Annotated in this window: 11 protein-coding genes and 1 tRNA gene; 9 read left to right on the top strand and 3 right to left on the bottom strand. The window is 46.8% G+C overall.

Going from position 1 to position 13459, the window contains the following annotated elements; genetic code table 11:
* From OM95_RS11430 to OM95_RS11450, 5 genes are all read left to right on the top strand, one after another.
* A partial coding sequence (locus tag OM95_RS11430; protein ID WP_041873916.1) for a hypothetical protein occupies window positions 1-2092 on the top strand: 2092 nt, incomplete at its 5' end.
* Between the two features lie 85 nt (window positions 2093-2177).
* The gene (locus tag OM95_RS11435; RefSeq protein WP_291516204.1) at window positions 2178-2855 is read left to right on the top strand and encodes a hypothetical protein; all 678 of its coding nucleotides are present in this window, start codon (window positions 2178-2180) and stop codon (window positions 2853-2855) included.
* Window positions 2856-2979: 124 nt separating this feature from the next.
* A tRNA-Leu gene (locus OM95_RS11440) sits at window positions 2980-3071 on the top strand.
* A 458-nt stretch (window positions 3072-3529) separates the two neighbouring features.
* Complete coding sequence (locus tag OM95_RS11445; protein ID WP_041873922.1) at window positions 3530-4075, top strand: hypothetical protein; 546 nt, start codon at window positions 3530-3532, stop codon at window positions 4073-4075.
* An 88-nt stretch (window positions 4076-4163) separates the two neighbouring features.
* Window positions 4164-4571, top strand: a complete 408-nt coding sequence (locus OM95_RS11450; RefSeq protein WP_041873924.1) for a hypothetical protein — start codon at window positions 4164-4166, stop codon at window positions 4569-4571.
* Between the two features lie 108 nt (window positions 4572-4679).
* On the opposite strand, the gene OM95_RS11455 is transcribed toward OM95_RS11450, so the two are convergent.
* Complete coding sequence (locus tag OM95_RS11455) at window positions 4680-5357, bottom strand: RluA family pseudouridine synthase (protein ID WP_041873927.1); 678 nt, start codon at window positions 5355-5357, stop codon at window positions 4680-4682.
* Window positions 5354-6259, bottom strand: a complete 906-nt coding sequence (locus OM95_RS11460) for an HNH endonuclease family protein (protein ID WP_291516205.1) — start codon at window positions 6257-6259, stop codon at window positions 5354-5356. Before OM95_RS11460 ends, OM95_RS11455 begins: the two co-directional genes overlap by 4 nt.
* A 271-nt stretch (window positions 6260-6530) precedes the next feature.
* On the opposite strand from OM95_RS11460, the gene OM95_RS11465 reads away from it, so the two are divergent.
* The 4 genes from OM95_RS11465 (at window position 6531) to OM95_RS11480 (ending at window position 12050) form a co-directional block, all read left to right on the top strand.
* Window positions 6531-6728: a hypothetical protein gene (locus tag OM95_RS11465; protein WP_041873930.1), complete on the top strand. Its 198-nt coding sequence runs from the start codon at window positions 6531-6533 to the stop codon at window positions 6726-6728.
* 140 nt (window positions 6729-6868) lie between these two features.
* Window positions 6869-7516 (top strand): TetR family transcriptional regulator, encoded by a 648-nt coding sequence (locus OM95_RS11470; RefSeq protein WP_041873932.1) that lies wholly within the window; start codon window positions 6869-6871, stop codon window positions 7514-7516.
* Window positions 7513-8943, top strand: coding sequence for a TolC family protein (locus OM95_RS11475; RefSeq protein ID WP_041873935.1), 1431 nt, complete (start codon window positions 7513-7515; stop codon window positions 8941-8943). Before OM95_RS11470 ends, OM95_RS11475 begins: the two co-directional genes overlap by 4 nt.
* A gap of 2 nt (window positions 8944-8945) precedes the next feature.
* Window positions 8946-12050, top strand: a complete 3105-nt coding sequence (locus OM95_RS11480) for an efflux RND transporter permease subunit (RefSeq protein WP_041873937.1) — start codon at window positions 8946-8948, stop codon at window positions 12048-12050.
* Here OM95_RS11480 and OM95_RS11485 read toward each other — a convergent pair.
* Window positions 12038-13453, bottom strand: coding sequence for a protein adenylyltransferase SelO family protein (locus OM95_RS11485; protein ID WP_041873940.1), 1416 nt, complete (start codon window positions 13451-13453; stop codon window positions 12038-12040). The genes OM95_RS11480 and OM95_RS11485 overlap by 13 nt on opposite strands.
* Between the last annotated feature and the right edge of the window lie 6 nt (window positions 13454-13459).

Raw genomic sequence — 13459 nt, forward strand, 5'->3', positions numbered from 1 at the left:
TAACGGGAATAACGGGAATAACGGGAATAACGGGAATAACGGAAACAACGGCCATAAAGGGAACCACGGTACAACCACTTACGGTCCAACTGTAACCACGACGGCAGGCCCTGACACTACGGTCACAACAACAGCCGGTCCTGATACAACTACTTATGGCCCAGACACCACGGTCACCACGACATCGGGTGAACCGACAGTGACGACGACGGCAGGTGATGATACCACCTCCACAACGACGGCGGGCGACGACACAAGTTCGACGACCTCTTCAGCGTCAACAACAGGAACGACCGGTTTTGATGAAGAAGAAGAAAACGAGTTGAAGGCCAAGTTGAAACCTCTTTTCCACTTGAGTTTTGACTATGGTTCTTACATCGTGAACTTGACTCCGCACTTCAGAGATGTGCAGCCGAAATCAATTGTAAAATACGACTATCGCCCTAGCTCAGACACTTTGATCTATGGAGATTACACTGACGGTTTCCAAAAAACAGTCTATGGCTCTATTGAGGTCGGTATTGGTGCGCAAGTACGATTCTGGTTCGACAATGCTTCGGGACTTCGTCAGCACTTCTGGGGTTACGTCGGCGTATTACCTATTGTCGGTAAGCAGACTGAGTCTGTTCGCTATGTCAGCACGCTCGACCGCGCTTATGCAATGGGTGGACGTTGGCAGGTGCCTAAAGAGGCGTCAGATCTTGACGCTTGGGATACGGGCGACAGTATTACGTACCTAGGAAGCGGGGGACTTATCTTCTCTGCAGGTGCAGGATTCGGCCCTGTTGGCGCAGGAGTTGCGAAACTTGCGAGTGGTACTTGGGAAACCTATGTTGAGAAAGTGGACTCGGAAAAAGTTTACGTGAAGATCACTCGCGGTAAATTGAACAGCTTCTCGATGTTTACAAATGTGGCAATCCTGACTTTGAGTGTGAATGACTTCAAGTATTCTGACGACGGATTCTCATTCCTATTCGATATGACGACAGAAACAGGTCGAAAAGCTTACGAAGACGTGATTCGCGGAAACGTGTTGGCGTCAGAAAACTTTGCGACGAATCCGCCGGCGAACTTGGTCGAACGTGCCCCTGTTCTTAAAGTGGAGACATTCAGAACAGTTTCCACAGGACGTGTGGCAAGCAAATCACTTTCTATTCCAATTATCTGGAATAAAACATACAGTGAAGGACGCGTGAACTCATTCACGACTTCAGACTTGCACATTGATCGTAACACCGCTCAAGTTCACTACGGTATCTACTCAGATTCAGAAGATTCTCGTTTCTGGTTCAAACACAAAGAAACAGACTTCATGTTCTATGGTGCTAAATATGCCGTGGAAAACTGGGATACAAAAGAGCGCATGGAAAGCATGTTCGGTACATACTCTTATGCCTTCCGTCATGAAAGTTCTAATGGAGCTCGCTTGCGCAAAGGGATTTACGACCTTGTCAAAAAGACAGGTTTAAATATCCTGATGGTCGGTGTTCCTGATCGTGATCTTGGATATAGTGGTGTTGAATTCAACGTCAACTTCAGTGAAGAGAACACAATGAGATTGATGGCTGCCGCACAAAGTATGACTCAAGATCAATTCATCGATTTATCGACGGATCAGATCTATGACTACTTCCGCACAAACGGCGACCCGTATGACTACTGCATGATTGATGCAAGCGGTCCGGGTTCTTGTGTAACTCGTACTAGCAAACGCACTGCCGGCGCAGCCAGCAAGATGTATTTCGCCTTGAAAGCTATGTCGAAATATATGAACTCGGATGCAAAAGCTTTTGCCGCCGCTTACGGTAAGTTCGGTGAAGGCATGGCGGAAAACTTGTTCACATTCCGTACAGCGATGAAGTTGGCGGGTTCGGGCGCTACCATTGACTACTTGGTTGAAGGTACGCACACCAGCATGTACTTCCGTGAATGGGTTGTGGACGATAAAGGACGTTGGGTTCCAGCGATGGCATCGCCTAAATACAAAGGCCTGCCATTCAGCCCAGCCTCTCGTCACTCACGAGTGCGTGGCATGATCATTGGAAATTCTGATGCGGCAAAACTGCCACATATGACTCCGGTGACATTCTAAAAAACTCACAAAAAAGGCTTGTGAATCTAAGGCCGTTGGTGAAAACCAGCGGCCTTTATTTTTTCTTCTGTGTTATGCTATGGCGATGATCGACTCTTGTGGGCTCTATGTTCAGGCTGATGGAAGTAACGGGGACTCGGCGCATCGGACGGGGCTTGTGTGTTCTTTATTAGCTCTTCTGGGAAGACGGTCTGAGGCCGAGGCTTTAGGTCGCCTCCTCATTCAAAATTTTCAGGTTTTACCCGGGGTCTATCGGCGATCTCCCTATGGTGATCTTTGGGACACCCATCCGCGCTGTTTTAGTCGTGATCAAGCCAGTCGATTGATTTTGGCGTTGGCGCTTTTGGGGTGGAAAAGCGAGATTCGAAAATGGCTTAGGGCCATGGGGCGAAGGGGCTTCTTTCATCAGAACAATCTCGATGAAAAAAAATTACGCTTTAAATTTCCCGATGTGATGGGGTTGGGGGAGTGGTCTAACGTGATTCGCGGGCTGAGCTGGTGGTGGCTTTACCCTTTGTTAGTCATTTTGGATTTGAACTATCTGGGAATGGTCTTTCTAAGAAAGCCCTGGGATGGCGTCAGTCTTTATGTTCCTGATCTTAAATATGCCTTGCAGAAATATTGGACGCCGACCGCGTGGCTGGCCAACAGGCTCAATGAGACGACTCCCTGGTTGGAGGAGGCTTTAAATAATCACTCTTCTCGGAATAACGGTTGCGAGGAACTGTGCGGTTTATTTATCGCCTTGAAGGAGCTGAAATAGGGCTTTCCGCCCTTGGATTCTTTCAAGTCATCCTATTTATTAAGCAAACTTCAAAATTATCGGGTAACTCAGAGGGTCTGTTATTGACGTTTATAGCCAGAAATGGTTCGATTGTCTTTCGCGTGCCCCGGTGGCGAAATTGGTAGACGCACAGGACTTAAAATCCTGGGCTTCCTTTACAGGGGCGTGCCGGTTCAATTCCGGCCCGGGGCACCACTTCCTCTTCTTTTGCTTCAGACAGTCCTCGCTCGGACTACTTCACTTAATTAAGTTAGTTTTTTGGCTCGATGAATTTGTTTTGCCTTCGTGGTGTCTACTGAGGCCTGCGGAACTCGCAAAAGAAGAGGAAGTGGTGCTTGGTGTTTTGGACTTGCTGGCCCCTTTGGGGCTCGCTTTTTAGTGGGATTCGATAGTTAACTTTGGAAGCTCACAAGTGGATAATGATTTATTTCTTTACCGCGTTCGTATCGTTAAGAAACTTGAAGCACCCCGGGGGCGGCTTCTCACGTAACTGTTGATAAGTTCAAAAACCCCCAAAAAGGTTCTCTAATTCGAGGATATGAATTTTAAAAATTTAGGCGATCTTGTTCACTCGCTGCCTTCCTCAGTGATTCAGGTCTCTTTCTACTACCAGCCTTAATTTATCTAAGTTATTCTTATAATAAAGAGGGCCCATGCACAAAAAACTCATTCTACTATCGACAGCGATAATAGTGATGGCATTGCCAGCAATCGGTGATGATTGTTTAGACTGGTTCAAAGGCACTGGAATTAAGCCTGCAAAAGACATTTGCTTAGTTGATTGCTCCATTGCTCCCGTGGACATGGGAGATTTCATGTGCAGAGATAGGTGCGATGAGTTTTGCAAAGTATCTCAGGCAAAAGAAACATTATTTAAATTATCCGATCTTTATCCAGGTTTAACTTCAGCAGAAAGAGCCTTAGCTGCTGAGGATCCTGCTAAGGCACTTGGCGCATATCGCCTTTCATGGAAGGCCGAAGAACTTTGTCATAATTTATACGCTAAAAGTAAAACAAATGATGCAAGTGATGCCTGCCGACATTTCATATGGGCAGGACTTCTTACAAATTCCTATGGAAAAGATTATGCTCTTAAAATCTTAAATGCACATGAACAAGATCTCTTGCAGCCGAAAGAGAGTTTGCCATGGACAACGCCAACAATAGGCTTGGTATATTACGTTCTGAAACTCTCATAAAAAACAAAAACTTCTCCGACGAATCCATTTTAGAATCCTTCAAAGAAGCTTTAAAGAAATCAGAGCTCGCCAAACTAAAGGAGTAAGTGTGAAAAAATATATCTATATACCTTTACTGGTTATGACCTTATGTGGGATCGCTTTTGCCAGCGTAAAGCATTTCTGGCGCGGCGAAACTATGAGCTTAAAACAAGCCGAAAAAAGATGGGGGTCAGAAAGTTTTGATGCCCAAAAGTTTAAATCTTCTGCGACCAATGATCGCTCAAAAATGGTGGTTTCCATAATTAAAACCAAAGCCCTCGTTGGCAAAAACAGATTAGAAATCAGAGAAATGTTGGGCTCGCAGGATGGATATTATTTTACCGATATGTACCCGGCCTACATTGTCTTTGAGGACCCTAAGTCAAATGGCGAAACATGGCAGATCGTGGGACTTCTTGATAAAGATTATAAAGTTAAAGAGGTTATTATTCATAAGAACTGTTGTGATAAGTAGAGCCGTAGTGAGTGTTTTAGCTGGCTTGAATTTGTCCAACATAGTGACTCTCGCAGGTCTACGGAGCTTGCAAAAGAGGACTGGTGCCTGGGTTGGGATCGTGGTTTTTTAGGAGAGTTGTTGTTCCATTTGTTGGAAGTCTTTGGGGAGTGGGCATTCTATTTTTATGGAGATTTTTGTGAATGGGTGGATGAACTCTAGGCTGAGGGCGTGCAGCATCAGTCTGGGGGCGGTGGGGTTTTTTGGGGCGGGGTAGATGTCGTCGCCGAAAATTCCTAAACCTTGTTCGGCCAGGTGGACGCGAATTTGGTGCATTCGTCCTGACTGAGGTTGGGCTTCGATCAAATGGCCTTTTTTGAAGGTCTTGAGTTTGCGAAATAGTGTGTGGGCTTTGTCGCCGCCGGAATGCACGGACTTCATTTTTATTTTCTTTAAGACGGGATCGCGGACTTCCGTGAGATGGTTTTTTATCTCCCACTGATCGGGACATTTTTTGGGAGCAGTCAGGCAGAGGTAGGTCTTCTGAATGAGGTGCTTTTTAAACATCTCGGCCAGGGGTTCGTTGGCGATTTTATTCTTTGTGAAAATCATCACACCGGAAGTGTCGCGGTCTAAACGGTGGTGCAGGCCTAAGTAAAAGTCGGTGCCGCGTTCATCTTTGAGTTGTTTTTTTAAACTTGTGAAGAAGTCGGGGCGGCGTTTATCGACGGTCGGCTGGGACGGCAGCCCGGCTGGTTTTTCAGCTGCGAGGAAGTAGTCGTCCTCGAAGAGAATATTATAGATCATCTTTTATTGATCATACAGAACTCGATATTATCCTGAATGTGCTGGCGTTGCTCATCGAGTTGTTCTTTGGTCAGACGGAAATCTGCAGGCCGACAGCCATAGTTCGTAAAGATTTCGTGAATGGCCTGAACTTCATTGGCATTCATGTTTAATCGCCAAATGAACTTCACGGTCAACCAGTCTTTAATGTACTGGCAGCGGTATTGGAGATTTGGTGGCATGTACCCTTCAGGGCCACGGTCGCCCTTCGACATGTTTTCGCGGGCACCAGCGGGAATCAAATGATTCTGGTAACCCATGTAATTAGCGTACAGGCAGCGCGTTTTATAATCCCATCTATAGGCCCCGGAAACATAGGCGTTCTTTAGAGGAACCATGTGATCAATTTGAATTTGTCGAGAAGACGTGACTTGCTCGCCCGTGTACGGATCATCCCACAGGCCATCTTCTACGACGCAATTTCTTTCGTTTCTATAAGTGACATCCTGAAGGCTGTCGCGAACCAGAACCTTCGCGCGGGTATTCATGCAGGTGTCATCCGTAGGATCGTTGATCCAGCGGCCGAAGTGGAGTTTGCGAATATAACCCTCTTCCGGTGTGGGGCGATCCTCACTGTGCAGAGTCCATTGTAGAAGGCTATAAATGAGCTTTTTTGCCGCCATCATAATGAATTGATGAGGCCCTAACTCTTCAGTCAGTTGAGAGAAGTCCCTTGAATCGTAAGCCGCTTTTGTGCCGCCGCCGAGCTCAGAGGTTTTTTCATTTATTGTGTAGTATTCGCGAAAAACGGCTTGTGGTTTTGTGGCGGAGCTGGAGGCTTGCGCGTAGGGAACCGTGGACTCTGCTTTGGCTGTAAACGCCAAAAACATTGTCAGTAATAATGTTCCCCTAGTGAAATTCATCGGGCCCCCTCCGCGAATCGGATTTATTAAGCCCCAGTTCGCAGACAGATTCAACAAAACAATGTGTTAGGGTTTTGTTGAAATTACACACTGTGCATCAAGTCCCATATAAGAGGAGGATTTGCATCTTTTTCGTGCAAAATTACGGAGATTTTAAGCCTCAAAGCGGCATTTTCATGAAGAATCTATACGGTCGGTGGAGATTTGTTTGTTCTTGTACACACAAAACATTTGGTTCAAGCTTAAGAATGAACAACATAGGAGTACTTCAATGAATCTTAAAATGATCTTGTTATCTTCCGCTGTGGCTATGATGTTGGGCGCTTGCGCTCACACAAAATCTCATCACCACGGAGACTGCGCTTGTGGTCGCAAAGCCGAAGCCAAAAAAGAGTGCGCTGGCTCTGAATGTCCTTTGGATAAAAAGTGTGACGACTGTAAAAAAGGCGAAGCTGCACCTGCTAAATAGGTTTTTGTTCAGTTGAAATCATATAAAAACCCTTGGAATTCCAAGGGTTTTTTGTTTTCACCAGTCTGTCAGTAAAGCCCTTTCAATCATTTGATTAAATCATTTGATTTAAACCGAGGGATTCATTACCTTTAATTTCCATGAATCTCATCAAAGATGTCGCAGCTGACGAGCTGGGTCCTCGTCAAAAAATCATGGAAGCCGCTACGGTGCTCTTCGCTAACGAAGGTTTGCACGGCACCAGCACACGCGACATCGCCCGAGAATCCGGACTTAATTTAAGTTTGATCAGCTATTATTTTGGCGGCAAAGAAGGCCTTTATAAGACGGTGATCCAAGAATTCGTGCAAAAAATTTTCCTGCAAATTGATAGTGTCGTAAACGACTTTGAACAACAGGAAGTTTCCGAAAAAACTTTGCGCAAGGCCATTGTGTCTTTGGTGAATGCCATTATTGATATGCGGGCAGCGAACCCTTTGATGGCAAAAATCATGACGCGTGAAAAGCTTTCGGGAATGCCATTTTCCCGGGAAATTCACGAAAGCATGATGATCAGCTCGGGGGAAAAAATTGAAACCATTATTTTAAAAGGACAAAGAGCGGGGATCGTCAATAAGAAGGTCAATCCGCGTTTCTTCATTGTCTGTCTTGTTGAGGGTATTTTGGGCTATTTTAATATGCTCGATTGCAAGTGCTCGTGGAATGATGGGCTTTACGAAATGCCCGAGCAGCGCCAACAATTTATTGATCAGATTTCGATGATTTTCTTAGAAGGGATTTTTAAATGAAAAAGGGAGCCGTCGTAGGTTTACTGCTGTGTCTGTGGCAACCGCAAACTTTTGCAATGAATCTGCAAGAGTATTTGAAAACAGTCGAGACCAAACACAAAGGTCTGCAATCTTATCAATCCAGCCAAGAGGCGGCCCAAGATCGCCGCGAAGCCGCGGATATGGAATTGGTTCCGCAACTGACTGCTGGCGTCGGATATCTAAGTGACAAGAGTCCGCTAGGTCAGTTCGCGCAATTGGGAGGAACTCAAACAACAGCGAAGGATTTGCGTCTGGGCCTAGGAAAGAAGTTTTCCACGGGAACTTCTGTTGCCATCTCTGCGACCGCCAGTGAAATTGAAAACGAAGGCACGTTGTTGAACCCGATGTTTGGTAAGTTCTCTTATGGCTCGTTGGGAGTGTCCCTTAATCAATCCTTGTGGCGAGATTCCTTCGGACGCGCAACCCGTTTGCGTTGGCAGCGCCAGGATGCCGCTACCGAGGCTGAAGTGGGACGCTATGACTTGCAGAAAAAGGTCCTGCTCGTCGAAGCAGAGGCCGCTTATTGGGATTATATCTATCAGACGGAAAATCTAAAAATCGGCCGGGCTTCTTTGGAGCGGGCTAAGCGCATCGAAAGCTGGACGCGTCGTCGCGTGAATGACGGGATCAGTGATCGTGCGGATCTGCTTTCCACGCAGGCTTTGGTGGCCGCTCGCCAGTTGACGTTGATTTCTGCGGAAGATGACTTGGCGGCAGCCAAAAGAAAAATCCGCGACTTTTTGGAGCTGACGGATGCCGAGGCATTTCCTGAAATTACCGGCGACATTGCGCAAAAACGTTCTTTGAACTCAATGGTGGATGGCAAAGACGGTAAGGTGGTGGCTCTGGACGCATATTTGGCTTCGTTGAATGCCAAAGCTATGTCTTTAGTCGCTCGCGAGACCGAGGACGCCTACAGACCCGATCTTGTGTTGTCGGGTGCATACAATACAAATAATTTTCAGCCGAACAAAGGTATTTCTGATGCCACGGGTAAGTGGACAGACACGGATTTACCGACATGGAAGGCCGGTTTAAATCTGGTTTATCTTTTCGACACGGATGTAAAAACATCGGCGCAGTCGGCGGCTCGCAAAGAGGCTTTAGCAGCCAAGCTGCAAAGTGAAAGAAAGATGCTGGATAGTGAAAGCTCTTGGATCGAATTGAATCGCCGTTATGTTGAGATGACAAAACGCGTGGACTCGGCAACGCAAATTTCTTCATTGCAGATGCAGGCGGCAAAAGCCCAGGCGGATCTTTTCAATAAGGGTCGTTCTATCACCGCGAACGTGATCACGGCCGAGCAAGACGCCGAAGAAGCCGAACTGGCGTTGACGAAATTGAAATCAGAACAAAGAAAAATGGAGGCTCAAGGACGTTTATTTATCGTCGTTGAGGAGAAATAAGAATGAACTTACCTAGTTTATCCATTCGCAGGCCCATCTTTATTTCCTGTATCGTCATCTTGATGCTGATTCTGGGGGCGTTTTCTTTAAAACGCATGCCTGTGGATATGTTTCCGGATGTGACGTTCCCGGTTCTTTTCGTACAAGTAACTTATCCGGGGGCCTCGCCTCTGGATTTGGAAAAGCAAGTTTCGAAATTGATCGAAGATGAGGTGGGGAGTATTTCCGGTCTTAAGACTTTGACTTCGAACAATCTGGACGGTGTGGCCATTGTCGTTCTGGAGTTCCAGTTAGGCACGGATATCAAAGAAGTAGAGCAAGAGGTGAGGAACCGCCTGGGTAATATTCGTCGGGATTTACCTGCGGATATTTATGAGCCGGTAATTCGCCGTTTTGACCCCGCCGATCAGCCGATTGTGGTCTTGGCGGTGACGTCGGATCTTCCTGAAGGTCAGGCTTTCGATTTGGCGAATGAGATTATCAAACCTCAGTTTGAGCGTCTGAAGGACGTAGGACAAGTGGATATCTTCGGTGGTCGGAAGCAGGAAATTCACGTTATCGTGGATAAGAACAAGCTTCAGGAGCGTAAGATTTCCATGCTGCAGGTATCTCAGCGTATCCTAGATACTTCAAAAGACACACCGATCGGAAAAATCGAAAATCCTCAAAGTGAAACAACCCTGAGAACTTCGGGCGAGTTTGACGCTTTAAAACAGATTGCCGAAGTGAACGTGAACTTTATCGGTTCTGACCGCGCAGTGCTGGTTCAGGATATCGGTAAGGTCGTGCGCAGTTTGGAAGACCAAAAAACTATTGGTCGCATCAAAGGCCGTTCAGCGCTTTTGATGAATATCTATAAGCAGCGGGGAGCAAACACCGTCGCTGTTGCCGAAAACGTGAACAAAAATATTGCCAAGATCAATGCGCTCTTAAAAGAACGCAAGATCAGCGGCGAGGTGTCTTTGGTTCGCGACACTTCTCGTCCTATTCAGTTGAATGTGTATGACGTTAAAGAATCGATCATTATTGGTATCATTCTTTGTGTGATCGTTGTGTTCTTCTTCTTGGGGTCCGCGCGCTCCACTTTCATCACGGCGATGGCCTTGCCGAACTCCCTTTTGGGAGGCTTTGTTATCATGTATGCCATGGGCTTTACGATCAACTTGATGACGTTGCTAGCGCTTTCATTGGCGGTGGGATTATTGATTGATGATGCCATCGTGGTCCGGGAAAACATCTTCCGTCACTTGGAAATGGGCAAGAAACCAAAAGACGCCGCTCTGGATGGAACCAAAGAAGTGGCTATGGCCGTGATTGCAACTACACTTGTGGTGATTGCCGTATTCGGTCCGATTTCATTCTTACAAGGGATTGTAGGACAATTTTTTAAGCAGTTCGGTTTGACGGTCGTCTTCACGATGCTGATTTCTCTGTTTGACGCGTTCACCGTGGCGCCGATGCTTTCAGCCTATATGGCGCATCCCAACGAGCATCATAAAGGAACAGGTCTTATTGGACGAATGTTGGCTGGCTTTGACCGCTTTCAAACTCGGCTTGAGGATATCTATGAAAAAGGTCTGAAGTACACGCTGGCGAATCCTAAAAAGATCCTGTTGGCGGGGACGTTGATTTTCTTCGGGTCCCTGGTCTCTATCGCCTTCATTCCTAAAACCTTCCTGCCTTCGCCGGATAACGGCGAGTTTAACGTGAATATCGAGATGCCAGTCGGATCTTCTTTGATGGCGACGAGTGCTTTCACGGAAAAAGTCGAAAAGATTTTTGAGAATGATGCCGCAGTCGATATGGTTTTAACGGTGGTTGGTAATACCAATAATGAATCCAATAAAGCCATGTTGTTTGTGCGTCTGGTAGAGCGAAAAAAGCGTTCTATGTCGACGACGGACTACAAGGAAGAAGTGCGTAAAAAGCTTACGCAGTTTAACAAGGAAGCCATTGTTTCGTTGGGCGATATCGATGCCGTGAACTCGGGGCAAAAGCCTTTGAACGTGAATATTCAAGGGGAAAACCTGGAAGATCTGAATGCTTACGCCGTGAAGTTGGTGGAGCGCATGAAGAAGATCCCGGGCCTTGTGGATGTGGATACAAACTTCCGTTCAGGAAAACCGGAATTCCATGTGGTCTTTGATCGCGCTAAATCTGAAGCTCTGGGTGTGTCGACCGTGACGGCCGGTGCAGAACTTCGTAATCGCACCGAAGGAAATGAACAGGCGATCTTCCGTGAAAACGGTATCGACTATAAAATCCGAGTGCGTTTTGAAGAGGTGTTCCGCGATTTAAGAACGCAGTTTTCGACAACTCTAGTGCCGAATTCGAACTTTAACATGATCCCTCTTTCACGCATCGCTAAGGGTGAAGAGACTTTCGGTTATTCTCAGATTAATCGTCAGAACAAAGGCCGTTACATTCAGATTTCAGGAAACTTGGCCAAGGGCGGGGCTCTGGGGACCATTTCCGCTGAAATCGAAAAAATCATCAAAACCGAACTGCCACCACCTCCGGGCGTTGATTATAAATTCCAAGGACAGGCGGATGACTTTAAAGAGCTGATTGAAAACATGCTTCTGGCAATTTTCTTGGGTGTGACCTTCATCTATCTTGTTCTGGCAAGTTTGTATGAAAGTTTCATCACGCCGTTTTCAATTCTTCTGGCGTTGCCTTTGGCAATGACCGGCGCATTCTTGGCACTTTTGATTTTCGGCAAGACGATCGATATCTTCTCGTTGATTGGTATTGTTCTTCTTTTAGGGGTCGTGGCTAAGAACTCGATCTTGCTAGTCGACTATACGAATCAGTTGATTCACGAAGGTCTTGAGCGTAACACGGCTTTGCTAAAAGCATGTCGCACGCGTCTTCGTCCGATCCTGATGACGTCATTGGCTTTGATTGCCGGGATGATTCCTATCGCGATTGGTCTGAACGAGGCCTCTGCGATGCGAACCTCTATGGGGATTGCGATTATCGGTGGTCTGGTCAGTTCGACGTTGCTGACACTTCTTATTGTGCCAGCGGCTTTCGGATTCATTGAGGATTTCAAAATGTGGTTCCGCCACAAGCTGGCGAAACTGACGGGATATCAAGGTTCGTAGACGCCACGGAAGCTGCGGATATCCTGCAGCTTCTTCGTAAAAGCAGTCCAGTCGTCACTTTCGGCGATGGGCTGCCAGATGGATTCCAACTCATCTATCAACAAAGAACAGGCCTGACTTCCCAAGAAGTAAGGATGCTGTTCTTTTTCAATTGATTCAGTCTCGAAGGCTTCCAGCATTGCTCGCAAGTTTTTAAAAGACTCTTTTTTATAAAGATTTTTGAGCGGTGATCTTGCAAGGCGTTCTTCCGAGCCGCCTGAATGCAAATCAAACAAGGTCTGTTCGAACAAAGCTTTTTCCTGATCCATGAACTGAAATAAATTTGCGACTAGCTCAGAGTTAAGCTCGGCAGCGCCTTGAGGATCTAAAAGAGGATTTTTTAAGTTCAGTCGTCGCAAAAGTCTTTGATGGACATGGAAGTTGAAGACATCCGCATAATCTTCCAAAACATCTTCAATAGGAAGCTCCGGATAGGCCACGCGCAAAGAGCTGCCAAGTTGATACAGGCTCCATAAGACACTTGCGGGTTGACGGCCGTAACAATACAGGCCTGATTGATCGAAATAGGCCGCCGTGAAGGACGGATCATAGTGAGGGAGAAAACGATAAGGACCGTAATCGAAGCTTTCACCTGTGATATTCATGTTGTCCGTGTTTAACACGCCATGAACAAATCCTGCCATCATCCAGGAGGCGCAAGTTTCCGCCAGAGCATGGGAAACGGCTTTTAGAAACGCCGCCGCCAGCTCTGCGCCCGCATGAGATTGTAAATCGGGGTAATAGTGTCGCACGCAGTAGTGCAGCAGTTTGCTGATATTGTCCTTTTGTTGAAGATAGGCCAGTCGCTGAAAAGTTCCAATGCGGATATGGCTGTGGCTCATGCGCACCAAAACTCCGGAACGGGTGGGGGACGGTTCATCTTGTCGGTCTAGGCTTTCACCGGTTTCAAAAACAGAAAAGGTTTTGCTCGTGTTCACGCCATAGGATTCCAGCAATTCGGTGGCCAAGATTTCGCGAAAGGCGCCCTTGAGAGTTAAGCGTCCGTCTCCGTTGCGAGAGTAGGGCGTTTGGCCACTGCCCTTGGTGCCCAAGTCGTAAAGTTTGTTTCCCGCAAAAACCTGCGCAAACAGAAAGCCCCGGCCATCACCCAGTTGAGGATTGTAAACTTGGAATTGATGGCCGTGATAGCGCAAGGCCAGCGGTTTTTTGATATTGTCAGGCAAAGCATCAAAGGACCAAAAATGCTTTTTCCACTGTACATCGTCGAGCTGATCCAAACCCAGAATGCGTGCGGCCTGCTGGTTGCGATATCTTAAAATTCCCTGGGGAAAGGCGGCCGCCTGAACCTCGTCATAAAAATCAGGGCCTAGCTCATAAATCGGGGGAGTTTGCGTCACTGACATGTACCT

Origin of the sequence: Bdellovibrio sp. ArHS (genome assembly GCF_000786105.1) — a bacterium.
Classification (GTDB): Bacteria; Bdellovibrionota; Bdellovibrionia; order Bdellovibrionales; family Bdellovibrionaceae; genus Bdellovibrio.

Coding starts and splice junctions, on each gene's coding strand:
- OM95_RS11435 (WP_291516204.1), top strand. CDS start 2,178: ATGATCGACTCTTGTGGGCTCTATGTTCAGGCTGATGGAAGTAACGGG.
- OM95_RS11445 (WP_041873922.1), top strand. CDS start 3,530: ATGCACAAAAAACTCATTCTACTATCGACAGCGATAATAGTGATGGCA.
- OM95_RS11455 (WP_041873927.1), bottom strand. CDS start 5,357: ATGATCTATAATATTCTCTTCGAGGACGACTACTTCCTCGCAGCTGAA.
- OM95_RS11460 (WP_291516205.1), bottom strand. CDS start 6,259: ATGAATTTCACTAGGGGAACATTATTACTGACAATGTTTTTGGCGTTT.
- OM95_RS11465 (WP_041873930.1), top strand. CDS start 6,531: ATGAATCTTAAAATGATCTTGTTATCTTCCGCTGTGGCTATGATGTTG.
- OM95_RS11470 (WP_041873932.1), top strand. CDS start 6,869: ATGAATCTCATCAAAGATGTCGCAGCTGACGAGCTGGGTCCTCGTCAA.
- OM95_RS11475 (WP_041873935.1), top strand. CDS start 7,513: ATGAAAAAGGGAGCCGTCGTAGGTTTACTGCTGTGTCTGTGGCAACCG.
- OM95_RS11480 (WP_041873937.1), top strand. CDS start 8,946: ATGAACTTACCTAGTTTATCCATTCGCAGGCCCATCTTTATTTCCTGT.
- OM95_RS11485 (WP_041873940.1), bottom strand. CDS start 13,453: ATGTCAGTGACGCAAACTCCCCCGATTTATGAGCTAGGCCCTGATTTT.